General features: G+C 28.8%; 21 protein-coding genes and 1 other annotated feature. Of the genes, 20 read left to right on the top strand and 1 reads right to left on the bottom strand.

Going from position 1 to position 26,669, the window contains the following annotated elements; all coding sequences use genetic code 11:
* The first annotated feature begins 1 nt into the window (after position 1).
* Complete coding sequence (rbsB, locus tag B5D11_RS09230) at positions 2-907, top strand: ribose ABC transporter substrate-binding protein RbsB (RefSeq protein WP_078682742.1); 906 nt, start codon at positions 2-4, stop codon at positions 905-907.
* 131 nt (positions 908-1,038) lie between these two features.
* Entirely contained in the window at positions 1,039-2,037 is a 999-nt protein-coding gene (locus B5D11_RS09225; RefSeq protein WP_078682741.1) for a LacI family DNA-binding transcriptional regulator, read from the top strand.
* A 178-nt stretch (positions 2,038-2,215) separates the two neighbouring features.
* On the opposite strand, the gene B5D11_RS09220 is transcribed toward B5D11_RS09225, so the two are convergent.
* Positions 2,216-3,907 carry a methyl-accepting chemotaxis protein gene (locus tag B5D11_RS09220; protein ID WP_078682740.1) on the bottom strand — a complete coding sequence of 564 codons (1,692 nt, stop codon included), beginning with the start codon at positions 3,905-3,907 and terminating at the stop codon, positions 2,216-2,218.
* 508 nt (positions 3,908-4,415) lie between these two features.
* Here B5D11_RS09220 and rapZ point away from each other — a divergent pair.
* From rapZ to dcm, 18 genes are all read left to right on the top strand, one after another.
* Positions 4,416-5,300, top strand: coding sequence for an RNase adapter RapZ (rapZ, locus tag B5D11_RS09215; protein ID WP_078682739.1), 885 nt, complete (start codon positions 4,416-4,418; stop codon positions 5,298-5,300).
* Positions 5,297-6,637, top strand: a complete 1,341-nt coding sequence (locus B5D11_RS09210) for a gluconeogenesis factor YvcK family protein (protein WP_078682738.1) — start codon at positions 5,297-5,299, stop codon at positions 6,635-6,637. The genes rapZ and B5D11_RS09210 overlap by 4 nt, the downstream gene beginning before the upstream one ends.
* Before the next feature lie 19 nt (positions 6,638-6,656).
* A complete protein-coding gene (whiA, locus tag B5D11_RS09205) occupies positions 6,657-7,616 on the top strand; it encodes a DNA-binding protein WhiA (protein ID WP_078682737.1) in 960 nt (319 codons plus the stop codon).
* A 6-nt stretch (positions 7,617-7,622) separates the two neighbouring features.
* The gene (locus B5D11_RS09200; RefSeq protein ID WP_078682736.1) at positions 7,623-8,930 is read left to right on the top strand and encodes a DRTGG domain-containing protein; all 1,308 of its coding nucleotides are present in this window, start codon (positions 7,623-7,625) and stop codon (positions 8,928-8,930) included.
* Positions 8,931-8,975: 45 nt separating this feature from the next.
* Positions 8,976-12,464: a DNA polymerase III subunit alpha gene (locus B5D11_RS09195; protein WP_078682735.1), complete on the top strand. Its 3,489-nt coding sequence runs from the start codon at positions 8,976-8,978 to the stop codon at positions 12,462-12,464.
* A 194-nt stretch (positions 12,465-12,658) separates the two neighbouring features.
* Positions 12,659-13,618 carry a 6-phosphofructokinase gene (gene pfkA, locus B5D11_RS09190; RefSeq protein ID WP_078682734.1) on the top strand — a complete coding sequence of 320 codons (960 nt, stop codon included), beginning with the start codon at positions 12,659-12,661 and terminating at the stop codon, positions 13,616-13,618.
* A 21-nt stretch (positions 13,619-13,639) separates the two neighbouring features.
* Positions 13,640-15,397, top strand: a complete 1,758-nt coding sequence (gene pyk / locus B5D11_RS09185; RefSeq protein WP_078682733.1) for a pyruvate kinase — start codon at positions 13,640-13,642, stop codon at positions 15,395-15,397.
* Between the two features lie 200 nt (positions 15,398-15,597).
* Positions 15,598-15,935, top strand: a binding site (T-box leader).
* Between the two features lie 47 nt (positions 15,936-15,982).
* Positions 15,983-17,410 carry an anthranilate synthase component I gene (gene trpE, locus B5D11_RS09175; protein WP_078682732.1) on the top strand — a complete coding sequence of 476 codons (1,428 nt, stop codon included), beginning with the start codon at positions 15,983-15,985 and terminating at the stop codon, positions 17,408-17,410.
* Positions 17,410-17,988 (top strand): anthranilate synthase component II, encoded by a 579-nt coding sequence (locus B5D11_RS09170; protein WP_078682731.1) that lies wholly within the window; start codon positions 17,410-17,412, stop codon positions 17,986-17,988. The genes trpE and B5D11_RS09170 overlap by 1 nt, the downstream gene beginning before the upstream one ends.
* The gene (trpD, locus tag B5D11_RS09165) at positions 17,978-18,994 is read left to right on the top strand and encodes an anthranilate phosphoribosyltransferase (RefSeq protein WP_078682730.1); all 1,017 of its coding nucleotides are present in this window, start codon (positions 17,978-17,980) and stop codon (positions 18,992-18,994) included. Before B5D11_RS09170 ends, trpD begins: the two co-directional genes overlap by 11 nt.
* On the top strand, positions 18,994-19,782 hold the full coding sequence (gene trpC, locus B5D11_RS09160; protein WP_078682729.1) for an indole-3-glycerol phosphate synthase TrpC: 789 nt from the start codon (positions 18,994-18,996) through the stop codon (positions 19,780-19,782). Before trpD ends, trpC begins: the two co-directional genes overlap by 1 nt.
* The gene (locus B5D11_RS09155; protein ID WP_078682728.1) at positions 19,779-20,390 is read left to right on the top strand and encodes a phosphoribosylanthranilate isomerase; all 612 of its coding nucleotides are present in this window, start codon (positions 19,779-19,781) and stop codon (positions 20,388-20,390) included. Before trpC ends, B5D11_RS09155 begins: the two co-directional genes overlap by 4 nt.
* Positions 20,387-21,562 (top strand): tryptophan synthase subunit beta, encoded by a 1,176-nt coding sequence (gene trpB / locus B5D11_RS09150; protein WP_078682727.1) that lies wholly within the window; start codon positions 20,387-20,389, stop codon positions 21,560-21,562. The genes B5D11_RS09155 and trpB overlap by 4 nt, the downstream gene beginning before the upstream one ends.
* A complete protein-coding gene (gene trpA / locus B5D11_RS09145) occupies positions 21,562-22,359 on the top strand; it encodes a tryptophan synthase subunit alpha (protein ID WP_078682726.1) in 798 nt (265 codons plus the stop codon). Before trpB ends, trpA begins: the two co-directional genes overlap by 1 nt.
* Before the next feature lie 626 nt (positions 22,360-22,985).
* Positions 22,986-23,348 carry a DUF1540 domain-containing protein gene (locus B5D11_RS09140; RefSeq protein WP_078682725.1) on the top strand — a complete coding sequence of 121 codons (363 nt, stop codon included), beginning with the start codon at positions 22,986-22,988 and terminating at the stop codon, positions 23,346-23,348.
* Positions 23,349-23,497: 149 nt separating this feature from the next.
* A complete protein-coding gene (gene rlmD, locus B5D11_RS09135; protein ID WP_078682724.1) occupies positions 23,498-24,874 on the top strand; it encodes a 23S rRNA (uracil(1939)-C(5))-methyltransferase RlmD in 1,377 nt (458 codons plus the stop codon).
* Between the two features lie 353 nt (positions 24,875-25,227).
* The gene (locus B5D11_RS09130; RefSeq protein WP_011838251.1) at positions 25,228-25,437 is read left to right on the top strand and encodes a helix-turn-helix domain-containing protein; all 210 of its coding nucleotides are present in this window, start codon (positions 25,228-25,230) and stop codon (positions 25,435-25,437) included.
* Between the two features lie 18 nt (positions 25,438-25,455).
* Positions 25,456-26,508, top strand: coding sequence for a DNA cytosine methyltransferase (gene dcm / locus B5D11_RS09125; protein WP_011838250.1), 1,053 nt, complete (start codon positions 25,456-25,458; stop codon positions 26,506-26,508).
* Positions 26,509-26,669 lie beyond the last annotated feature (161 nt).

Genomic DNA, 26,669 nt, shown 5'->3' with positions numbered 1-26,669 from the left:
CATGAAAAGAACATATATAAAAATGTTATCAATTGCTTTAACTAGTGTTATTGCTATGGCAGGCTTTGCAGGATGTAATAAAGCTCAAACTGGTGGAGATAAAAAGAAAATAGGAATGGTAGTGTCAACTTTAAATAATCCATTCTTTGTATCCATGAAAGATGGAGCTACTAAAAAAGCAAAAGAGTTAGGATATGATTTAGTAATTGTTGATTCACAAAATGATGCAGCTAAAGAAAGATCTAATGTAGAAGATCTTTTGCAGCAAGGAGTATCTGTTCTTATTATAAATCCAACAGATAGTGATGCAGTTGGTAATTCAATTCAAGTTGCAAATAATAATAAAGTACCAGTTTTAACTGTTGATAGACAGGCAAATAAAGGTGAGGTTACAGCACATATAGCTTCAGATAATGTACAAGGAGGAAAGATGGCTGCAGAATTTATTCTTGAAAAACTTGGAGGCAAAGGCAACATAGTTGAACTTCAAGGAATACCAGGGGCATCAGCTACAAGAGATAGGGGTAAAGGATTCCACGATGTAATTGATGGAAAAGATGGTGTTAAAGTTGTAGCAAGTCAATCAGCAGATTTTGATAGACAAAAAGGATTAAATGTAATGGAGAATATAATACAGGCTACTCCTCAATTTGATGCAGTATTTGCACATAATGATGAAATGGCATTAGGTGCAGTTAAAGCATTAAAGGATAAAAAAGTATTAGTAGTTGGATTTGATGGTAATGATGATGCAAAAAAAGCAGTTGAAAGCGGTGATATGGCAGCAACTATTGCACAACAGCCAGATTTAATGGGAAGCTTAGCAGTTGAAACCGCTGTAAAAGTTATAAAAGGAGAAAAAGTTGAAAAAGAAATACCAGTTGATTTAAAACTTATAAAAAAATAATGTAAAATCCAAGGCTTTGTCCTTGGATTTTATAAAATAAAAAGTTATAGTATATATAAGTTAGTATTTAAATTTATAAAATATTAATATAAAATATAACTTAATATATAAAGTAGAGTAGAGGAATTAATATGAAAAAAATTACTATGATGGATATAGCGAAAAGAGCTGGAGTATCAAAAACAACAGTTTCTATGGTTTTAAATAAAAGAGATGAATCTATAAGTGAAGAAACCAAAAATAAAATATTAAAGCTAGCTGAAGAATTAAATTATATTCCTAATTCATTAGCAAGAGGGTTAACTATTAATAAAACATCTACAATAGGAATAATTCTTCCTGATATTACAAATCCCTTCTTTTCATACATTGCAAGAGCTATTGAAGATGCAGCTAGTTCTTTTGGATATAATGTAATATTTTGCAATACGGATAATAAAGTAGAAAAAGAGTTAGACTATATAAAACTTTTAATAAGTAAATTAGTTGATGGGGTTATATTTATATCTGGAGGGCAAAGTCGTAGCAGTATAAAATTACTAAAGGATAATGATATTCCATTTATTCTTGTAGATAGATATATAGAAAATTTTAGAGATGAATATGGAGTATATTCGTTAAATAAAGAAGGAGTTATAGAAGGTATTGAATATTTATACAATAAAGGAAATAGAAAAATAGTTTTTGTAAAAGGACATGAAAATCTTCAAATCTCAAATGAAAGATTAGAAGGATATAAATACGCAATGAAAAAACATGGTATATTTGATGAAAATCTTATATTTAAAGGTAACTTTACTATAGAAGGAGGTATTAAAGCCACAGAACAAATTTTACAAAGAGTAGATAAAATTGATGCTATATTTTATAGTAATGATATAATGGCGTTAGGTGGCATGAAAGTACTTTTGAGGAATAATTTTAAAATTCCAGAAGATATACGTATTATGGGTTTTGATAATATAGTTATATCTGAAATTTTTGAACCTGAGTTAACTACTGTTTCTCAGCCTATATATGATATGGGGAAAAAAGCTTGCGAATTATTGATAAACATAATAAATAATATTGAAATACCAAGTAAACAGATATATTTTAAAACAGAACTTATTATTAGAAAAACAACTTAAGTGCATACTTATTGTGATAATTGTATATGTTTAACTTTAAATTATAACTGTGAATATTGTATTATGTTATTTTGTTTTGATATTTACCTAACAATGATTCAATTAATATGTAATAAAAGACTAAATTAATTTTATATAAAAAATTAATTTAGTCTTTTATTACATATATTTTAAAAAATTAGAATTTAAATTTGTTCACATGTTCTAGCATATCTTTTGTCATATTACTCAAATTTTGTGCTGTTGAAGCCACTTCTTCGGTAGATGCATTCATTTCTTCGGAAGAAGCTGATATTTCTTGGGATGATGATGAAACCTCTTCAGCTACAGTAGATACTTCTTTTAAATTTATTAAAATAGAATCCTTTTGGTTATTTATATTTAAAGCGGAATAGTTAACTGCTTCTATTTTAGGTATTATTAAGTTTATAACAGTAATTATTTTATTGTAGGAATCTAATGCGGTTTTAATAATCATAGATTGGTTATCTAATTGATTATTCATATTGTTAGTAGTATTTTCAATTGTTGTACTGAACTCATTTGATATATTATTAATTAATTTATTTATATCTTCTGATGATATTTTTGTCTGTTCAGCAAGCTTTCTTATTTCTTCAGCTACTACAGAAAATCCTATTCCTGCTTCACCAGCTCTAGCAGCTTCAATAGCTGCATTTAACGCAAGTAAGTTTGTTTGATTTGCAATGTTATTTATAAAACTGGTTATTTCGTTTATTTTTATTATATTTTCACCAAGGCGTTCAATCTTGCTTATAAATTCTTTAAAGGAATTGGTAAATTTAATTACTGATTCTTGAAGGAACTTCATATTTTCATTTGTTTTGTCTGCCGTGTTTTTAATTTCCTTAGAATCTGAATTTATATTTTTTATCGATTGTACTATATTTTCTAATTCTGAATTGAAATTATTTAGTATTCCTGTAATTTGAGCCAAACTTTCCGCTTGTAAACATGTACTTTTAGTTACACTCTGTATTGCATTTGTAATATTTTCAGAAGAAGATGCAATTTCTTCTGATATTGCCGACAAAGTATCTGAGTGGTTATCAATATTTTGGGAACTTTCTTTAATTATTTTAATCATACTTTTTATTGAATCCTGTGTAGTTTTTACAGCTCTTGCTATTTCTCCAAATTCGTCACTTTTATTTAAATATTTTTGTTGAATGTCAACAGATAAATCTCCAGTTGAAATTAATTTTAATTGTTCATTTATATATCTAATTGGATTAATAATAATTTTTGAACATATAACTATAACTAATATTATAGTTAATAAAATTAATAATACTGTAAGTATTACAATTTTAAATAATATATTATTTATTTGATTATCAATTAATTTTTGATCAATTCCAATAAAAAACATTCCTATATTAGAACCATTAGCATCTTTTATAGGGATATATATTGCTTCATAAGGTACATTTAGAATAGTTGTAGAACCTATATATTCACTACCTTCACCTATAACTTTTTTTGTTATTTCTATATTTGCTTTTGTTCCTATTGCTCGAGTACCATTATTAATTATAGTTGTAGATATTCGTGTATCTTTTAAAAATATGGTACAATGAATGTTTGCATTTTTTTTAATCATGTCTACTATTGCAAAATCATTATTAATTAGTTTATTTCCTTTGTACAGTTTATCATTTTCTATTTTCCAGTATCCAGGATATTTTTCGTTAATCAATTGAATACTTAAATTGGCGTTTGTTTTAAGAAGATTATTTGTTATAAAATTATTAAATTGAAAATATATTATAATATTAACAATTATACTAAATAATATTATAATAGAAATAATAAATGTGAGTAATTTACCTCTTGTTTTTATTTTCATATTTTCTAGTATCCCCCTTATATGTTGATTATAAAAATAAATATTTTTTTCAATTTATTTTTAGTATAATATAAATTTTATTAAAAATTATATTTTTTAAATTGTTTTAAAGTTAACTGTTTATTGATAATTTCAAAACAATTATATATTTTTACCATATTATTTTTCAATAGCATATGCATAAATTTTAATAACTTTTTAATGCAAATTAACATCTTCCTTTCATTTTCATAAGTTTTTACTTTCTCTCACATGTTATTTCCAATCACTTTCTGTTACATATAAATGTATAAGCAGTTATCCAAATTAATTTAAGGTATTATAAGAATGAATTTAGTTATTATGCAATTATTTGCATAATAACTTTTATTAAACTTAATTAACGTTAAGAATAATACAAAGTTATATATCTAAGTTTTTTTATTTAACCCTTATATCTTTTGTGTTATAATTATAAAATAAAGCTGTACTATAATAATACTGATTTGGTTCTCACAAGGAGGTAAAAATGAGATTTGTTATAATTACTGGATTATCAGGAGCAGGGAAAACTCAGGCAGTAAGATGCTTAGAAGATTTAGGATATTTTTGTGTTGATAATTTACCTGCAACATTGATACCTAAATTTGCAGAAGCTTGTTATCAAACAGATGGAAAAATAGATAAAATAGCACTTGTTATAGATATACGAGGAGGCAAATTCTTTGATAATTTGTTTGAAAGTTTAAATTTCTTAAAAGAACAAAATTTTAATTATGAAATACTTTTTTTAGATGCTAATGATGAAACACTAATAAAAAGATTCAAAGAATCTAGAAGAAAGCATCCTCTTGCTCCAGAAGGAAGAATATTAAACGGCATAAATATGGAAAGAAATAGGCTTAAAGAACTTAAAGATAGAGCTAATAACATAATTGATACTACAAAACTTTCTCCTAGAGAACTTAGAGATAAGCTTATTTCTATATATTCGGAAGAAGGGCAAGTGGAAAACAAACTTATTATAACTGTATTATCCTTTGGATTTAAATATGGAATACCAGTAGATTCAGATTTAGTATTTGATGTAAGATTTTTACCTAATCCTTTTTATATACCAGAATTAAAGCCTTTTTCTGGAAATGATAAAGAAGTTTATAATTATGTATTTAATTTTGAAGAAACTAAAATTTTTATTAATAAACTTGAAGATATGATAGAATTTTTAATCCCTAATTATTTAAAAGAAGGGAAAAGGCAGCTTATTATATCTATAGGATGCACAGGTGGAAGACATCGCTCTGTAGCAATAGCAAATGAATTATATAAAAGATTGAAAAATAAAGGGCACAATATAACTATTGATCATAGAGATATAAATGAAGATATAAATAGGGGTGGAATAAAGTTATGAAATTTATCGACTGGATAAGACCAGGAATTAGAGTTAAAAGATGGATTTTGCTTGGAGCCCTTGGAATTTTTTTAATAGCTTTTGGTCTTGTTGAATGGATACAGCACAGATTTTATAGTGCATCTTATATTGCTTTTTATATTTTTCTTATAGTATTAGGTTCTTTTATACTTTATCTGGCTGTTTCACAAGGTATGCGTTCTTTTATATTTTTAATTAATAAAGGGTATATAAATGTGTCTATTGATTCAAAAAAACTTGAAAATTTAATATATGAAAAGAGACTTTTGGTTAAAGGACCTAAAATAGTTGTAATTGGAGGAGGTACTGGCTTATCCACTATGCTTAGAGGATTAAAACATTACACTTCCAATATTACAGCTATAGTAACGGTGGCAGATGATGGAGGAGGATCTGGAGATTTAAGAGAAGATTTAGGTATACTTCCTCCAGGAGATATAAGAAACTGTATATTAGCTTTAGCAGATACAGAACCTCTTATGGAAGAACTTCTTCAGTATAGGTTTAAAGGTGGAAGGCTTGAAAATCAAAGCTTTGGGAACCTTTTTCTGGCGGCTATGGATGGAATTTCTTCAAATTTTGAGGAAGCTGTTCAGAAAATGAGTTCTGTACTTGCAGTAACAGGAAAAGTTTTGCCAGTTACATTAGACAATGTAATACTTAAAGCAAGGCTAAAGGATGGCACTATAGCTGAAGGGGAGTCTAAAATAGGCAAAGAAGTACTTGAAAGAAACAGCCCTATTGATAGGGTTTTTTTAGAGCCTTCAAATGCAAGAGCGCTTAAAGAAGCTGTAAATGCAATAAAAGAGGCGGATGCTGTAATTTTAGGACCTGGAAGCCTTTATACTAGTGTTATACCAAATCTTTTAGTTGAAGATATTTCATCAGCTCTTAAAAAAACAAAGGCTATAAAAATATATGTAGCTAATATAATGACTCAACCTGGAGAAACTGATAATTATGGTGTTAAAGAACATCTTCAAGCTATATTTAAACATGCAGGCGGCGAAATAGTAGATTATGTAATAGCTAATAAAGGCAAAATTGAAAAATCTTTAGAAGAAAAATATTTAGAAGAAGGCTCAAAACTTGTAACTGTAGATGAAGAAGAAATTGAAAAGATGGGAGTTAATGTTATAGAAGGAAACTTTATTAAAGTTAAAAATGGATATGTAAGGCATGATTCTGAAAAGCTTGCATCAATACTTATTGAAACTATAATGGATAAAAAACTTTTATATGATAAGAAAAAAATAATAGAATATTTTTATTTATCAGAGAGACTTAAAGAAATAAAAGGAACAAAAATAAAATAAAAACTGAGGAGGAAACTATATGTCATTTTCGGCCAAAGTTAAAGGTGAAATTTGTAGAATAGATGAATTAACAAAAGAAGAAATTAAGGCCGAGCTTGCAGCTATAATGAAGGTTAGCGGAACCTTATCTTTAGGTTCTAATAAACAGCTTAGCTTTAGAATTACAACAGAAAATCCTTCTATTGCAAGAAGAATATTTAAAATGTTTAAAAAATATTTTAATATTCACAGTAAACTTTTTGTAAAAAAAAGTAATTCTTTTAAAAGAACTAATATATATATGGTTGTTATAACTGAGGAAATGGGTGTTAGAGATTTACTAAAAGAAATGGGAGTACTTAATATTAATGGAATAGAAGGAGTTATATCTTTAGATTACAATATTCCTAAAGAACTTATAAAAACAGAAGAATGCAAGCGTGCCTATATTAGAGGATCTTTTTTAGGAGGAGGAAGCATAAGCAATCCTGAAAAAGCTTATCATCTTGAGTTCGTAACACACAATAGTGATTATGCAAAAGAACTAAGTATGCTTATAAATTCTTTTTCTCTTTCTTCTAAAGTTATACAAAGAAAAGGAAGTTATATAGTTTATATAAAAGAAGGAGAACAGATAATTGATCTTTTAAATATAATAGGTGCACACTCTTCTCTTTTAGAACTTGAAAATATAAGAATTATGAAAGAAATGAGAAATAATGTCAATAGACTTGTAAATTGTGAAACTGCAAATTTAAGTAAAACTGTAAATGCTGCAGTAAGGCAGGTTGAAAGTATTAAACTTATACAAAAAACAATAGGACTTCAAAGACTTCCTAAAAATTTAAGAGATATTGCTAAATTAAGACTTTTATATCCAGATGAATCTTTAAAAGAGCTTGGAGAACTTTTGGATCCCCCAGTTGGGAAGTCAGGGGTAAACCATAGATTAAGGAAAATTGAAAAAATTGCACAAGAGCTTAGAGGAGAGGAGTATTAATTTATTATGTCAAAACATGAAGATATTATAAAGTATATATTATCTTTAGATGTTGGTACTAAAATTTCTGTAAGAAGTATAGCAAATGAATTATCAGTAAGTGATGGTACTGCATATAGAGCGATAAAAGATTGTGATGCAATGGGTATTGTAACAACTATACCAAGGGTTGGAACTGTAAGGGTTGAAAAGGTAGAAAAAAAAAGTATAGAAGCTTTAACTTTCGGGGAAGTTGTTAATATAGTTGATGGTACTATTCTTGGTGGTAAAGATGGAGTTCATAAAATTTTAACTAAATTCATAATAGGTGCTATGACTACAGATGCTATTTTAAAATATATTACTCCAAATTGTCTTGTAATTGTAGGTAATAGAGAAGAAGTTCAAAGACTAGCTCTTTTAAATAATTGTGCAGTACTTATAACAGGAGGTTTTACCTGCAGTGATGAAATTAAAAATATTGCTAACGAAAAACAACTTCCTATAATTTCATCAAGCTATGATACTTTTACTACAGCAAGCATGATAAATAAAGCTATGTCTGAAAATCTTATAAAAAAGGATATAATATTGGTTGAGGACATAATGATAACAGAGCCAGTATTTTTAAGGGATACTGATATAGTAGCTCATTGGAAGGGGCTTATGATTGAAACAAAACATGAACGTTATCCAGTTGTAGATAGTGAAATGAAAGTAGTTGGGATAGTTACTTTAAAAGATATGTCTATTGAAAATATAGATGATGATGAGCCTATAAGTAAGTTTATGACTAAAAATATTATAACAGTAACGCCTAAAACTACAGCGGCTTATGCTGCACATATAATGGGCTGGGAAGGCATTGAGATGTGTCCTGTAGTTAATGGGAGAAAGCTTATAGGAATTGTAAGCAGGCATGATGTTATAAAGGCTCTTCAGTATATGTCGCGGCAGCCGCAAGTTGGAGAAACTATCGAAGATTTAATACTTAAAAATTTTGAATTTGATGATAAAGGAGATAAAATGCATTTTTGGGGAAAGATTATACCCGAAATGCTTGATTCAGTCGGCACAGCATCTTGGAGTGCTCTTAATATGATGCTTTCTACTATGGGAATTATGACTCTTAGGCAGAGAAATAATATAAATATATCTGTAGATAGTATTTCTACATATTTTATGAAACCTGTTCAAATAGATAGTCAAATTGATATACTTACAGAAATTATAGATATGGGTAGAAATTTTTGCAAAGTTGAAGTAACTATGGTTGATACTAAGAAAGAACTTATAGGTAAAGCACTTATTTCAGCTAAAATTATGAAAAAATAAATTATTTCATTTTATTTAAAAATCTATTTAGAAAGGGGCGAAACTTTGAAAGAAAAATTTGATAGAGATTTTGTTCATTTACATGTACACACAGAATACAGTCTTTTAGATGGTTCAGGGAAAATACCTGATTTAATTGCCCGGGCAAAGGAACTTGGAATGAAAAGCATAGCTATAACAGATCATGGAGCGATGTATGGCTGTGTTGATTTTTATAAAGCAGCAAAAGAGCAAGGAATAAAGCCTATAATTGGATGCGAAATATATGTAGCTTCAAAATCTATGTATGATAAAAGCAGTAATAAAGGGAACAATACTTATCATTTAGTTCTTCTTGTAAAAAATGAAATAGGATATAAAAATTTAATGAAAATAGTTTCAAAAGCCTCTATAGATGGATTTTACTATAAGCCTAGGGTTGATCATGATTATTTAAAAAAGCATAGTGAAGGAATAATTGCATCTAGTGCCTGTCTTGGAGGTGAAGTTCAGTCAGCTCTTTTAAACGGTAATAGAAAAAAAGCAGAAGAAATAGCACTTTTATATAAAGATATATTTAAAGATGGATTTTATTTAGAACTTCAAAATCATGGAATAAAAGAACAACTTGCAGTAAATGAAGAACTTATAAAATTATCTAAAGAATTAAATATTCCATTAATATGCACTAATGATGTTCACTATATAAATAAAGAAGATGCAAAGGCACACGATATTTTGCTTTGTATTCAAACTGGAAAGACAGTAGATGAAGAAAATAGAATGAGATATCCTACAGATGAGTTCTATTTAAAATCCCCTGAGGAAATGTATGAAATATTTTCTTATATACCTGAAGCATTAGAAAATACAGTTAAAATAGCAGAACAATGTAATTTTGATTATGAGTTTCATGTTTCTAAATTACCTAAATTCCCTCTGCCAAGTGGTTTAAATGCTTATGACTATCTTAGAGAAAATTGCTACAAAGGATTAAAAGAAAGATATAAAACAATAAGCAAAGAACTTACAGATAGGCTTGAATATGAACTTGAAGTAATAAAAAGTATGGGTTATGTAGATTATTTTCTTATAGTTTGGGATTTTATAAGATTTGCAAGAGAAAATCAAATACCAGTTGGTGCAGGGAGAGGATCAGCAGCAGGCTCTTTAGTTGCATACACTTTAGGAATAACTAAAATAGATCCACTTAAATATGGATTAATATTTGAACGTTTTTTAAATCCAGATAGAGTGTCCATGCCAGATATTGATTCTGATTTTTGTTATGAACGTCGTCAGGAAGTTATTGATTATGTTGTAGAAAAATATGGAGTAAATAATGTATCTCAAATAATAACTTTTGGAACAATGGCGGCTAGAGCCTGCATAAGAGATGTTGGAAGAGCTATGAATTATTCTTATGCAGAAGTAGATAAAATTGCAAAAATGATTCCGTCTATGCTTGGAATAACTATAGATAAAGCTCTTGAAATAAATCCAGAGCTTAAAAGTGCTTATAAAAATGATGATAGAGTAAAAGAACTTATAGATGTTGCAAGAGCTTTAGAAGGTCTTCCAAGACATTCAGGTACTCATGCTGCAGGTGTTGTTATAGCTTCTGAGCCTTTAGTTAATTATGTTCCAATGCAAAAGAATGATGGTAATATAGTAACTCAGTTTCCTATGGGTACTTTAGAAGAACTTGGTCTTTTAAAGATGGATTTTCTTGGCCTTCGTACACTTACAGTAATGAGAGATGCTGTAGATATGATTAAAAAAGGGCGAGGCATAGATATAGATTTAGATAAAATTGATTTTAATGACAAAGAAGTATATAAAATGATTGGAGACGGAAAAACTGTAGGGGTATTTCAATTAGAATCTCCAGGCATGACTTCATTTATGAAAGAATTAAAGCCAGATAATCTTGAAGATATTATAGCAGGGATAAGCCTTTATAGACCAGGTCCTATGTCTGAGATACCTAGATATATAGAAGGAAAAAGGAATCCAGAAAAAACTCACTATGAAACACCTGAACTTGAATCTATTCTTAACGTAACATATGGAGTAATGGTATATCAAGAGCAGGTTATGGAGATAGTTAGAAAACTTGCAGGATATTCTATGGGACGTGCAGATTTAGTACGTCGTGCTATGTCAAAGAAAAAACACAAAGTTATGGAGCAGGAAAGACATAATTTTATATATGGTATTGTAGATGAAAATGGGAATGTAGAAGTACCAGGTTGTGTTAGAAATGGCATAAGTGAAGAAATAGCTAATAAAATATTTGATCAAATGATGGATTTTGCATCTTATGCTTTTAATAAATCTCATGCTGCAGCTTATGCTGTATTAAGTTTTCAGACAGCCTACCTTATGTATTATTATCCTACAGAATATATTGCAGCAATGTTAAACAGCGTTATGGGGATTAATGAAAAGATAGCTTTTTATATACGTTTTGCAAATGAACTTGGAATTGAAGTACTTCCACCAGATATAAATGAAAGTTTTGCTAAATTTACAGTTAAAGATGGAAAAATACGTTTTGGTATGGCATCAATTAAAAATGTAGGTATAAACGCAATTGAAAGTATAGTAAAATCTAGAGAAGAAAAAGGAAAGTTTAAAAATTTAAATGATTTTTATAATAAAATAGATATATCTGTTATAAATAAAAGAGTTATTGAAAGTCTTATAAAAGCTGGTGCATTTGATAGTTTTAAAGTATTTAGATCACAGATGTTAGCTGTTTATGAAAAATTTTTAGATAGTGCAAACAATGATAGAAAAAGGAATATACAAGGGCAGATTAGTTTATTTAATGATTTTAATACAGATCTTAGTAATTTTGAAATTAAATATCCTAATATAAAAGAATTTGATAAAAAATATATTTTAGCTATGGAAAAAGAAATGACAGGAATATATTTATCTGGCCATCCTCTTGAAGAGTACGAAGAAACTTTAAAACTTCAAACTAATACAAGGATATCTGATATAATAGTAAATGAAAGCCTTGAAGAAGGAAATTTAGAGGAAACATCTAAAATAAAAGATGGTGATAAAGTTATAATAGGCGGGTTAATATCAGAAGTAAATAAAAAAATTACTAGAAATAATGACATGATGGCTTTTATAAAACTTGAAGATATGTATGGGGATATAGAAGTTATAATATTTCCAAAAACTTTTCAAAATTATAAAAATATTATTTTGGAAGATAATGTTGTAATTATAACTGGGAGAATAAGTATTAAAGAAGAAGAGCAGCCTAAAATACTTTGTGAAAGCATAGAACCTTTAATAAAGATTAATAATGAAAAAGTATATATTTTAATAGAAGAAGAAAAACTAAGGAAGGAAGCTTTTAAAAAAATAAAAGAAAAACTTCTTCAAAATAAAGGGAATCAGCCTGTTTATATTTGTACCAAAAAGGAAAGAAAAAAATTTAGGCTTGATAGAGAATTTTGGGTAAAACCTAACGAAGAAATAATATCTTTTTTAAAAGATGAATTTGGAGAAAACAATGTAAAGGTGCAGTAAGACAAAGATATGACAAATATATATTAAAATTTTATACAAAAAATATTGTAAAATTGTAACTTAACTTATTTACTTATATTATATTGTATATTGCATATTTCGTCATATTAAGCTAAAATTAGATTGATAATTGTAAGTTTGCAGCATATGTAGTACAAAATTATATCTATGCGGACTATATGAGGAGGGAAATTATGAAAACAATCGCCATATTAACTAGCGGAGGAGATGCTCCTGGAATGAATGCTGCTATAAGAGCAGTTGTTAGAGCAGGATTGGATAAAGGCCTTAAAGTAATGGGAATTCAAAGAGGATATAGCGGCCTTTTAAACGGAGAAATTTTTGAAATGAACAGAAACAGTGTATCTGATATAATTCATAAAGGTGGAACTATATTAAAAACAGCCAGATGTGATGAATTTAAAAAAGAAGAAGTAAGAAAAAAGGCTGCTCAAATATTAAAAATTTTTGGAATAGATGGACTTGTTGTAATAGGAGGAGACGGTTCATTTACTGGAGCAAAGCTTTTATCTGATTTGGGAGTTAAAACTGTAGGAATTCCTGGAACTATAGATAATGATCTTCCATATACAGATTATACTATTGGTTTTGATACTGCTTTAAACACAGTTTTAGATGCTATAAATAAACTTAGAGATACATCAACTTCACATGAAAGAATAAGTATTGTTGAAGTTATGGGAAGAAATTGCGGAGATATTGCACTACATGCTGGCCTTGCAGGTGGAGCAGAAAGCATAATTGTTCCTGAAAAGGGATATGATTTAGATGAAATCTGTAAAGTAATACTTGATGGAAAGCAAAAAGGAAAGCTTCATAATCTAATAATACTTGCAGAAGGAGTAGGTGGAGCTAACGAGCTTGCAGAAAAGGTTGAAAATATAACAGGCATTGAGACAAGAGCTACAATACTTGGTCATATACAAAGAGGTGGAAGTCCATCCGCTTTTGATAGAATACTAGCTTCAAAGATGGGTGCTAGAGCTGTAGAACTTTTAGTAGAAGGTAAAACTGCAAGAGTAATTGGAGTAAGAGGCAATGAGATTATTGATTTAGATACTACTGAAGCTCTTGCTATACCAAGAAAGTTTGATGAAAAAACTTTTGAAATAGCAAAAACTCTATCATATTAATACATATAAGGGGAAATTATTATGAGAAAGACAAAAATAATCTGTACGGTAGGTCCAGCAAGTGAAAGCGAAGAAACAATTTCTAAATTAATAGAAGCAGGGATGAATGCTTCAAGACATAATTTTTCTCACGGAGATCATGAAGAGCATAAAAGAAGAATTGAAACTGTTAAAGCATTAAGGGCAAAATATAATAGACCTATAGCTATAATACTTGATACTAAAGGCCCTGAAATTAGAACTGGTAAGTTTGAAGGAGGAAGTGCAGAACTAAAAGAAGGAGATGACTTTACTGTAATATGTGGTGAAGATATTTTAGGTAATAGTCATATGTGTTCTGTAACTTATAAAGACTTATGCAAAGATGTAAAGATAGGAGATTCTATTCTTATAGCAGATGGTCTTGCAGGACTTGAAGTACAATCTATTGAAGGTAATAGAATATATTGCAAAGTAAAAAATAATAGTGTTATAGGAAATAATAAAAATGTTAATGTACCTGGAGTTGTTACAAATCTACCACCTGTAACTGAAAAAGATATAGAAGATTTAAAATTTGGTATTGAAGTAGGGGTAGATATAGTTGCAGCTTCATTTATAAGAAAAGCTTCAGATGTACTTACAATAAGAAAGGTTCTCCAAGAAAATGGAGGAGAGGATGTTTTAATTTTTTCAAAGATAGAAAACCATGAAGGTGTAAATAATATAGATGAAATAATTAAGTTTTCAGATGGTATAATGGTAGCAAGAGGAGATCTTGGAGTTGAAATACCTACTGAAGATGTTCCAGTAGTTCAAAAGATGATAATAGAAAAGTGTAACATAGCAGGAAAACCTGTTATAACTGCTACTCAAATGCTTGACTCTATGATTAAAAATCCAAGACCTACAAGAGCAGAAGCATCAGATGTTGCTAATGCTATATTTGATGGTACTGATGCTATAATGTTAAGCGGAGAAACAGCAAATGGTAAATATCCTGTTGAAACAGTTATAACTATGTCTAAAATAGCTGAAAGAGCTGAAAAAGCACTTAATTATGAAGAAAAATTAAAGAAAAGAAGAAGAAATCATATACCAAATGTACCAAATGCTATAAGTTTAGCAACTTGCAATACTGCTATGGATTTAAAAGCTTCAGCTATAATAACTGCAACTCAAAGCGGGCATACTGCAAAGATAGTTTCAAATTACAGACCAGAATGCCCAATAATAGCTGTTACACCATATTGGAAAGTAGCAAGAAAGCTTGCACTTAATTGGGGAGTATTCCCAATAGTTTCTGAAAAGATGGAATCTACAGATGAAGTTATTGAAAAATCAGTTAATATAGCTCAAAATGCTGGATATGTAAAAAATGGAGATCTTGTTGTTATTGCAGCAGGAATACCTGTAAATTACATTGGAACTACAAATATGATGAAAGTACATGTTGTTGGAGATATATTGGTTCAAGGTAAGGCTTTAGGTTCAACTCATGGATACGGAACAGCAAATGTAGTTGAAAACTTAAAAGAAGCTGAAGAAAATATCCAAGATGGAGATATTCTTGTTGTAAAACATCTTACTGAAGATCATGTGGAATTATTAGATAAAGTTTCAGGAATAGTAACAGAAGAAAAGGAAGTTTCATCAGATATATCAATCAAATGTATAGCTAGAGAGATACCTCTTATATATAATGCAGTTGGAGCAGCTGATATTATAAAAACAGGTTCATTTATTACTCTAGATATAAGAAGAGGAATTGTATACAGCGGAAAAGTAAATTTAGTATAATTAAATTTATTTAAAAATTTTTTATAATAAAAGGTATGCTTATAAATTATTTAAGCATACCTTTTATTATACATTTTTTAAAGTTATAATTAGTGTTACCGTCATTTTTAAAATAAAAATAGTTAAATTATATATTAAATTGAATAAAATAATTTATAAAAAAACTATTGACTGAATATACAAAATAATATAAAATTAATTTAACATCAATGATCAGAAAGAGTAAATACAGAAATTTAGTCTTAGCGAGTCTGGGATGGTGCAAGCCGGATACTGTAGTCTGTATTGAATGGGTCTGTGAGATGAAGTGCGAATTTATAGTAGCATTTTCCGGGAGTCTTCCGTTAAAAGGACAGGGTATCGATTAATTCTGTACCTGATAAAGATAAATTTCCATTTAGGTGGCATAGCGAGTACAACATCTCGCCCTATGTGAGGGCTAGGTGTTTTTTTATTTACTTTAAAATTTATGTAAGCTTTGCTATTATTAAATTGGAAATTTAATATGGGTGGCACCACGAGTCACTTCGTCCCATAACTTAGACGAAGTGGCTTTTTTTATTTTATAAAATAGGGGGCTAAAATATGTTGAATTTAAATGAAAATGAATTTTATGACTTAAAAAAAAGCAATAAAGTTTTTCCTGTAATATATGAAGCGTATGGAGATGAACTTACTCCAATTATAATGTTTTATAACCTTGAAGGAAAATATAGATGTCTTTTAGAAAGTGCTTTGGCAACTAAAGATAGCGGCAGATATTCATTTATGGCAGAAAATCCTTATCTAAAAATTAAAAGTTACAAAAATAATATAACCATTATAAAAGATGATGGAACAAAAATAGAAAAGCAAGGAAACATATTAGACGAAATTAAAAAAACATTAAATGTAGAATATAAAGCTGTAGATTTACCTTTTAGTGGAGGTGCTATAGGTTATATAGGATATGATGTTATAAGACAATATGAAATACTTCCTGATAAAAATAAAGATGAAATAAATATACCAGAAGCTTATTTATTATTTTATAAAACAGTTATTTGCTATGACCATTATAATCATAAGGTTTATATAATTTATAATGTACTTCCTGAAGACAACCTTAAATATGAAGAAATAAAAAATATTTTATATTTAACTTATGAGAAGATAAAAAGCAGAAGGCAAATTCATACACTTAACAGCAATGGATCATCTAACAGCATAAAATCTAATTTAACTAAAGAAGAATACTGCAAAATTGTAAATAAAGCTAAAAATTATATAAAAAAAGGAGATATATTTCAAGTAGTTTTATCTCAAAGATTTAATATCCATACAGATGAAAATCCTTTTGAAGTATATAGAAGATTGAGATCTAAAAATCCTTCACCATATCTTTTTTATATAGAGTTTGAAGATTTTCAGGTAGTAGGCTCATCTCCAGAGAGCCTTGTAAAAGTAATTGATAATACAGTAATTACTAATCCTATAGCTGGTACAAGACCTAGAGGAGAAAATAGCGAAGAAGATAAATTATTAGCACAAGATTTACTGTCAGATAAAAAAGAAAGAGCTGAACATGTAATGCTTGTTGATTTAGGAAGAAATGATATTGGAAGAATAAGTGAATTTGGTACTGTTAAAGTAGATAAATTTATGGAAATAGAGCTTTATTCACATGTAATGCATTTAGTTTCAAAAGTTACAGGTAAATTAAAAAATGGATTAGACTGCTTTGATGCATTAAAAGCCTGTCTCCCAGCAGGAACAGTATCTGGTGCTCCAAAAATAAGAGCAATGGAAATAATAGATGAACTTGAAAATGTAAGACGTGGTTTATATGCAGGAGCTTTAGGGTATTTCTCATATGATGGCAATATGGATATGTGTATTGCTATAAGAACTGTAATTTTCAAAAATAAAAATGCATATCTTCAAGCGGGAGCCGGAATAGTATATGATTCAGATCCAATTAAAGAGTACGAAGAAACGATAAATAAAGCCAAAGCGTTAAGGGTGGTGATTTAATGCTTCTTTTAATAGATAATTATGATTCATTTACTTTTAATTTATATCAAATGTTAGGAGAAATATACAATGATATTAAAGTTATTAGAAATGATTCTATTACTATAGAAGAAATATTTAATATGAATATAGATGGAATTATTATTTCTCCAGGTCCTGGAAGGCCAGAGAAAGCAGGTATTTGTGTTGATGTAATAAAAAATTTTGCAGGTAAAATTCCTATATTAGGTATATGTCTTGGGCATCAAGCTATAGGCTATGCTTTTGGAGGGAGAATAATAGGTGCAGAAGAAATAATGCATGGAAAAACTTCAGAGATTTTTGTTTATGAAAGTGACATATTTAAAGATATACCAAAGAGTTTTAATGTAATGAGATATCACTCATTAATTATTGAAAAAGAGAGTTTGCCAAAAGAACTAAAAATAATAGCAAAAACAAAAGATGATTTAATAATGGGAGTAAAACATAAAAATTTTGATTTATATGGACTTCAATTTCATCCTGAATCTATTTTAACAGAATATGGTGATAAAATATTGAAAAATTTTATAGAGGTGATTTGTAATGTTAAATGAAGCTATTAAAAAAATTGTTGCGGGAGAAAATTTAACAATTGAAGAAGCAGAAAAATCTATGAATGAAATAATGAAAGGAGAGTGTACTCCTTCACAAGTAGGAGCTTTTCTTATAGCTCTTAGAATGAAAGGAGAAACTATAGATGAAATAACAGGATGCGCTAAATCTATGAAACAAAATGCAAAAAGTTTTAATGTGTATTCTTTTGCTATAGATACTTGTGGTACAGGAGGAGATGGTGCAAATACTTTTAATATATCTACGGCTGTAGCTATAATTGCAGCTGCTGCAGGTATAAATGTTGCAAAACATGGTAACAGAGCAGTTTCAAGTAAAAGCGGCAGTGCAGATGTGCTTTGTGAGTTAGGTTTTAATATAGATTTTGAAACTAAAATTTCTGAGCAATGTCTTAAAGAAACAGGAATGACATTCTTATTTTCACAAAAATATCATCCTGCAATGAAAAATGCAGCTCCTATAAGAAGCGAATTAGGAATAAGAACTATATTTAATATTTTAGGACCTCTTACAAATCCTGCAGATATAAAGGGGCAGGTGCTTGGTGTATTTGATAGAAATTTAACTCATCTTCTTGGAGAAGTACTTTTAAAACTTGGAAGAGAAAGAGCACTTGTAGTACATGGAAATGACGGTTTAGATGAAATAACAACTACTACTATTACAACTGTAACAGAAGTAATAAATGGAAAAGTTATAGATTATACTATAAATCCTTTAGATTATGGTATACCACTTTGTACAAAAGAAGAAATAAAAGGCGGAAATTCAAAAGAAAATGCAGCTATAATTTTAGATATATTTAAAGGGGAAAAAGGGGCAAAACGTAACATAGTAGTAATGAATTCTGCAGCTGCTTTATATGTAGGAAAGGCAGTAGATAATTTTAAAGATGGAATTGTTATGGCAGAAGAAATTATTGATTCTGGTAAGGCTTATGATAAGCTAAATGAAATAGTAAACTTTAGCAAGAAGGTGGCAGTTTGATGATATTAGATGAAATTGTTGAAGTTAAAAAGAAACAGCTTAAAATAGAAAAATCAGAAAGATCTTTAGATGATTTAATTAAAAATATAAAACCAAGAAATATTAGAAATTTTGAAAAAGCTCTTAATAAAGATTCTATATCTATAATAGCAGAGATAAAAAAAGCTTCTCCTTCAAAGGGGGTTATTATAGAAAATTTTAATCATAAATCTATTGCAAAAATATATGAACAAATTGATATAGATGCTATTTCAGTACTTACGGAAAAACATTTTTTTAAAGGTAATGATAAATATGTAAAAGATGTAAAAGAAATATCTAATAAGCCTGTGCTTAGAAAAGATTTTATTATAGATGAATATCAAATATATCAAGCTTTAGATATAGGCGCAGATGCTATTCTTCTTATAGCAGCTATTTTACCTGGAAAACTTAAAAAATTTTATGATTTAGCATCAAGTTTAGGCCTTCATGTACTTATTGAAGTTCATAATGAAAGTGAGCTTTATGAAGCACTTGAAAGCGGTGGAAAGATAATAGGAATAAATAACAGAGATCTTAAGACATTTAAAGTTAGTTTAGATAATACTGAAAAACTTGTAAAATCTATACCTAAAGATAAAATAATAGTTTCAGAAAGTGGAATAGCTAATGCTGAAGATGTAAAATATTTAAAAAGTTTTGGAGTTAATGCTATATTAGTTGGTGAAACTTTTATGAGAAATATTGAAAATAGAATTAAAGTTGATGAATTTGTAAGAGCTTGTAAAGATGGTGTTAAACTATGATAAAAATTAAAATTTGCGGTTTAACAAGAGATATTGACATTGAATATGTAAATAAATTAAAACCAGAATATGCAGGTTTTGTATTTGCTAAAAGCAGGAGAAAAGTAAGTATAGATACAGCCTTAAAGCTTCGGCAGAAACTAAATAAAGATATAAAAGCTGTAGGAATTTTTGTAAATGAAGATATTGAAATTGTACGAGAAATTGCAAAAAAAGTTAAATTAGATGTATTACAATTTCATGGCGAAGAAGATATTGAATATATTAAGAATTTTAAGAATTTTGAAATTTGGAAGGCAGTTCCAATTAAAAATAAAGATGACATTTCTAATATATATAAATATAAAAATATAAGACTGCTTCTTGATTCAAAGGTTGATGGAATAAAGGGAGGCAGTGGTAAAAATTTTGATTGGAATATATTAAAAGGACATAATTTAGAGGATAAAATAATTCTTGCAGGAGGTTTAAACTGTGAGAATGTACAAGATGCTATAAAAACTATACATCCATTTGCAGTAGATGTATCTAGTGGAATTGAAGTTAATGGGTTTAAAGATTTTAATAAAATGAAAAAATTTATAGATAAAGTGAGGGAATTTAAATGAATGGAAGATTTGGACAATTTGGAGGACAATATGTACCAGAAACTGTTATGAATGCAATAACAGAATTAGAAATTGAATTTAATAAAGCTATTAATGATAAAAGTTTTTTAGATGAATATAAATATTATTTAAAAGAATATAGTGGAAGAGAAACTCCACTTTATTATGCAAGAGCTTTAACTGAAAAATACGGGGGAGCTAAAATTTATTTAAAGAGAGAGGATTTAAACCATACTGGAGCTCACAAAATAAACAATGTTTTAGGTCAAATACTTCTTGCTAAAAGAATGGGCAAAAAAAGAATAATAGCAGAAACAGGTGCTGGACAGCATGGCGTTGCTACAGCTACTGTTGCTGCAATGTTTCAGATGGAATGTGAGATATTTATGGGAGAAGAAGATATAAAAAGGCAGTCACTTAATGTATTTAAAATGAAAATATTAGGTGCAAAGGTTAATTCTATAACCAGTGGAACAGGTACTTTAAAAGATGCTGTAAATGCAGCTATGAGAGATTGGGTAGCAAATATTGATGATACTTTTTATGTTATAGGTTCAGTAATGGGACCTCATCCATATCCAACAATGGTAAGAGATTTTCAGAGAATAATAGGAGATGAAGCTAGAAAACAGATAATAGAAAAAGAAGGAAGACTTCCAGATTATATTATAGCTTGTGTTGGCGGTGGAAGTAATGCTATGGGTATCTTCTATCCTTTTATAGAAGATAAAGATGTAAATCTTATAGGAGTAGAGGCTGCAGGACTTGGACTTGATACGGATAAACACGCAGCAACTATTAACAAAGGATCTCTTGGAGTAATTCATGGAATGAAAACTTATGTTCTTCAAGATGAAGATGGTCAAATAATGCCAGTTTATTCTATATCAGCAGGACTTGATTATCCAGGAGTAGGTCCGGAGCATGCTTATTTAAAAGACACAAATAGAGCAGAATATGTGGCTGTAACTGATAAAGAAGCATTAGAAGCTTTTAAAGAATTATCATTAATGGAAGGTATAATACCTGCAATAGAAAGCTCCCATGCTATTGCTTATACATTAAAATTAGCACCAAAGCTAAGTAAAGATAAAATTATTATAGTTAATCTTTCAGGCAGAGGGGATAAGGATATTGATACCGTAGCTAAAGAAATGGGGGTAGAATTATAATGAACAGGATAGATTTAAAATTTAATGATTTAAAAGAAAAAAATGAAAAAGCATTAATAACTTTTATAACAGCAGGCGATCCCGATAAAGATGCTACTGTTGATTTAGTGTTAGCTATGGAGAGAGCAGGAGCAGATATAATAGAACTAGGAATACCTTACTCTGATCCTATGGCAGATGGAATAGTTATACAAGAATCTTCTCAAAGAGCACTTAAAGCTGGAATAAAAATAAAAGATATAATGGGTATTGTAAAAGACATAAGAAAGCAGTCTAATATACCTATTTTATATTTAGTTTATTATAATTGTATTTTTAAATATGGTATAGAAAATTTCATAAAAGAATGTAATGAATGCGGCATTGATGGACTTATAATTCCAGATCTTCCTTTAGAAGAAAAAGGAGAAATTGCACAAATTGCTTATGAAAATAATGTGCATATTATTCCAATGGTAGCACCTACTTCAGAAGAAAGAGTTAAAAATGTTTTAAAAGTTGGCGGTGGATTTGTATATTGTGTATCAATAAATGGTGTTACAGGGGCAAGAGATAATATATCTACAAATTTAGAAAATTACATGAAATTAGTAGGTCAATATAGTAAAATACCAAGAGCAATTGGTTTTGGAGTATCTAATGCTAAAATGGCAAAAGAATTTGCAAAATATGCTGAAGGTGTGATAGTTGGAAGTGCTATAATAAAAATTATAGCTGAAACAGAAAATAAAGAAGATGCTGTGTATAAAGTTGGAAATTTTGTTAAAGAACTTAAAAATGCTATTTCTAGTGTATAACTTTATAATAATAATTAATGTTATATATATTAAACCATTTTATAATTAATTAAAATTTACTAAAAAATCATAGTACCAAATACCACTTTATTAACAATACTAATCTTGAATAAATATAGCATTGCTACAGGAGGTAGATGCTACATATGATTAATATTGACGAAAAATCTATAATTAAAACAATAAATTTTATAAATATGTATAATTTAATTAAAAATTGATAAGAATATTTTAATAGAAAATAAAAGCAACTGATTTCTTTTAATTACTTAGCAGCTTAGCTGCTATTTTTTTTATATAAAATATACATTTAAACAAAAAATTTTTAAATATATATTTTGATTAACCTACAATAAGCTTTAAATTAATTTATATTATATATATTCTTTTAAATTTCTATTGTATCTATATATAGTATTCATTCTTTAATAAAAAGACTTTTGAGAGATAACTATAGCTTAATTAAAAATTATATTGGTTAAATTTACTTTATTTTTAAGAATAAATTTTACAGTATGTGATAAAATATAATTATAAGAAATATGAATAATAATATAATGATTTTATTTTTAATGTAATATAAAATCATCCCAATATACATATAAATTGTGATGGAGGGTGTGTTTATGAGTTGTAAATTAAGTTGTAATGCTTTAAATTGTGTTAATAATGTTAATGGGTTATGTTCTGCAACTATTATACATGTAATAGGGGCAGGTGCTCATAACAGCAAAGAAACTATGTGTAATACCTTCGCCCCTAAAGGATTTATAAATGCTGTTGCAAATCTTCCAAATATGAATGTAGTTGGAGAAATAAAACAAGTATTTACAACAGAAAGTATAGAAATGAGCCCTGCTATAAAATGTGAAGCAATTAACTGCAAATATAATGAAAACAGAAAATGTAAATCTTTAAATGTTCAAGTAATTGGTTCTAAGGCTGGCAGTAGCGAAGAAACACAGTGTGAAACTTTTAAAATCGAATAAAGTTATATATAAGAATGAAGTTTTAAAGCTTCATTCTTAATTTTTTGCCTAATATATTTAATTTATATATATAATAAAGTATAATTATCTAATGTAAGTTAAAGTAAATATAAATTTTAATAAAGCAATAAATAAGCAGGTGAATATATATGAATCAAAATTTAGCCATTGAAAAAAATAAAGATTACATTATAAATATAACAAGTATGGGATATGAGGGAGAAGGAGTAGGTAAGATAAATAATTTTACAGTATTTGTACATGGAGCTATAAAAGGAGAAACTGTAAAGGTAAAAATAGTAAAGGTATCTAAAAATTTTGCTTATGGGAAACTTTTAGAGATTATAGAAAAATCAAGTTATAGACAAGAGCCCAAATGTCCTGTATATAAAAGATGTGGAGGCTGTCAAATTCAGCATATGTCTTATGAAGGTCAGCTTAAGTTTAAAACTCAAAGGGTAAAAGATGTTGTAGAAAGAATAGGAAAGTTAGATATTAACGATATTAATGTTCATGAAACATTGGGCATGGATAATCCATATAGATATAGGAATAAAGTTCAGTTACCAGTAAAATTAGTAAATGGAGAAATTAAAATTGGATTTTATGCTCCAAGGACTCACAATATTATTTCTATGGATAGTTGTTATATACAAGATAAGACAGCAGATGAAGTAGTAAGGCTTACTAAAGAATGGTTAAATAAATATAATATTGAGCCTTATGATGAAGAAAAAAACAGTGGTAACATAAGACATATAATGATAAGAAAGGGATTTAAAACTTCTGAAGTAATGGTAGTTATAGTAACAAAAGAAGAAAAAATTCCATATATCGATGAATTTATAAACTTAATGATTAATAATATTCCAGGTATTAGAAGTATAGTACAAAATATAAATACTAAAAAAACAAATGTAATACTAGGACTTACTAACAAAGTCCTATGGGGAGATCCAATTATAAGTGATTATATAGGTAAATTTAAGTTTAATATTTCTCCACTTTCGTTTTTTCAAGTAAATCCTGTTCAAACTGAACTTTTATATAATAAGGCCTTAGAATATGCAAATTTAACTGGGGATGAAATAGTATTTGATGCGTACTGTGGTACAGGAACTATATCACTTTTTTTATCTCAAAGGGCTAAAAAAGTTTATGGAGTAGAAGTAGTTTCAGAGGCTATTAAAAATGCACGAAAAAATGCAGAAGAAAACAATGTAAATAATGTAGAATTTTTAGAAGGGGAATCAGAAAAAATAATACCAAAACTTATTAAAGAAGGTATAAAAGCTGATGTCGTAGTAGTAGATCCTCCAAGAAAAGGCTGCGAAAAAAGTTTACTAGAAGCTATAGCAAAAATGAACCCTAAAAGAATAGTTTATGTTTCTTGCGATCCAGCTACTTTAGCAAGAGATTTAGCAATACTTCAGAATCTTAACTATAAAACTTTAGAAATTCAGCCTATAGATAATTTTCCACAAACTGCACACGTGGAGTGCGTTGCGTTGATAGAGAAGAAATAGCTTGAAATCAAAGGCTTGGGGCAATTTGCCCCTTTTTTTCATGTGTGTTTTATGTTTCCGTAGACTAAGGTTTTGAGGGGATTTGAACCCCCGGGGGTGCACTTTTTGGCAAATATAAATTGAGAGATAGAAATATGAGGGGGAGTTGGTGAAGGTATGAGAGTATGCAAGATTTATGAAATTGCATGAACAAAATACACTTTATATCAACAAGAATGGAAGGCTATGTGCTTTTTTGTTGTATTAATGCATAAATTTAATTTCATTCATGTGTTGCTAAACAAAATAATTGACAGTATAAAATAAAACGTTTATACTTAGAGAAGATTTTCACTTATTATGGGGTGGGAAAGATGAAAATTTCAGAACAAATTAAGGTACTGTGCGTTAGAAGTAATATCAGTGTAGCAGAATTAGCAAGGAGGTTAGGAAAATCTCCTCAAAATCTTAATTCAAAACTAAAAAGAGAAAGTTTTACAATAGCAGAATTAGAACAAATAGCAGAAGCTGTTGAAGCAAAATTTGAGAGAAACTTTATACTAACAAATGGTGAAAAAGTATAGACAAGAGAGGGATTTTAAATGAAATTTGAATTAGGAGAACTGTTTTGTGGTCCTGGAGGGCTGGCTTATGGAGCAAAAACAGCAGAAATAGAAAATAAGGAATATAGAATAATTCATAAATGGGCAAATGACTATGACAGAGATACTTGTGATACTTACATACACAATATATGTCCGGATAATCCTGAATCGGTTATATGTCAGGATGTAAGGAAGTTGAACATAGATTCTTTGCAACCCATAGATGCCCTTGCATTTGGTTTTCCATGCAATGACTTTTCGGTTGTAGGCGAACAAAAAGGATTTAATGGAGAATATGGACCATTGTACACTTATGGGGTAAAAGTATTGAAAAAGTTCAAACCAATGTGGTTTCTTGCTGAAAATGTAGGCGGTTTAAAGTCGGCAAATGATGGTGGAGCGTTTAAAAAGATACTTAATGATTTAGGAGAGGCTGGATATAGATTATATCCTCATTTATATAAGTTTGAAGAATATGGTATACCGCAGGCACGTCATAGAATAATTATTATAGGTATTAGAAAAGATTTACCGTATGAATTTAAAGTTCCTTCTCCGGTTCCGTATAAAGACTTAGATAATACCTGTAGAACAGCATTAGAAGTACCACCAATTCCGAAAGATGCACCGAATAATGAATTGACAAGACAATCAGCAATAGTAACAGAGAGATTAAAATATATAAGACCTGGAGAAAATGCTTTCACGGCAGATTTACCTGAGCATCTTCGATTGAATGTTAAAGGGGCAAAGATAAGTCAAATATATAAAAGATTAGATCCTAATAGACCAGCCTATACAGTAACAGGTTCAGGCGGCGGTGGAACTCATATATATCATTATGCTGAGCCAAGAGCATTAACTAATAGGGAAAGAGCAAGACTGCAGACATTTCCAGATGATTATTTATTTAAGGGTTCAAAGGAAAGTGTAAGAAGGCAGATAGGGATGGCAGTCCCAGCTAAAGGAGCAAAGATAATATTTGAAGCTGTATTAAGAACATTTGCAGGTATTGAATATGAAAATGTTCCATGTAATGTTAATGAATAGGGGGTAGCAGGTTTGTTAAATTACTGGTGGGTAACAAGACCAAAGCGAAAATTAAATTCTGTTCCTGAAGTATTATCAGCATTTGCTGAATTATCATTAGATCAAGAATGGCAGGGACAGAGAGAGTCTCATTTATCTTTTGAAGATGCCTTAGAGCAGGC

Origin of the sequence: Clostridium sp. USBA 49, assembly GCF_900167505.1 — a bacterium.
Taxonomy (GTDB): domain Bacteria; phylum Bacillota; class Clostridia; order Clostridiales; family Clostridiaceae; genus Clostridium_AT; species Clostridium_AT prolinivorans.
The sequence above is the reverse complement of the archived record's forward strand: the minus strand, read 5'-3'. Positions and strand labels throughout refer to the sequence as shown.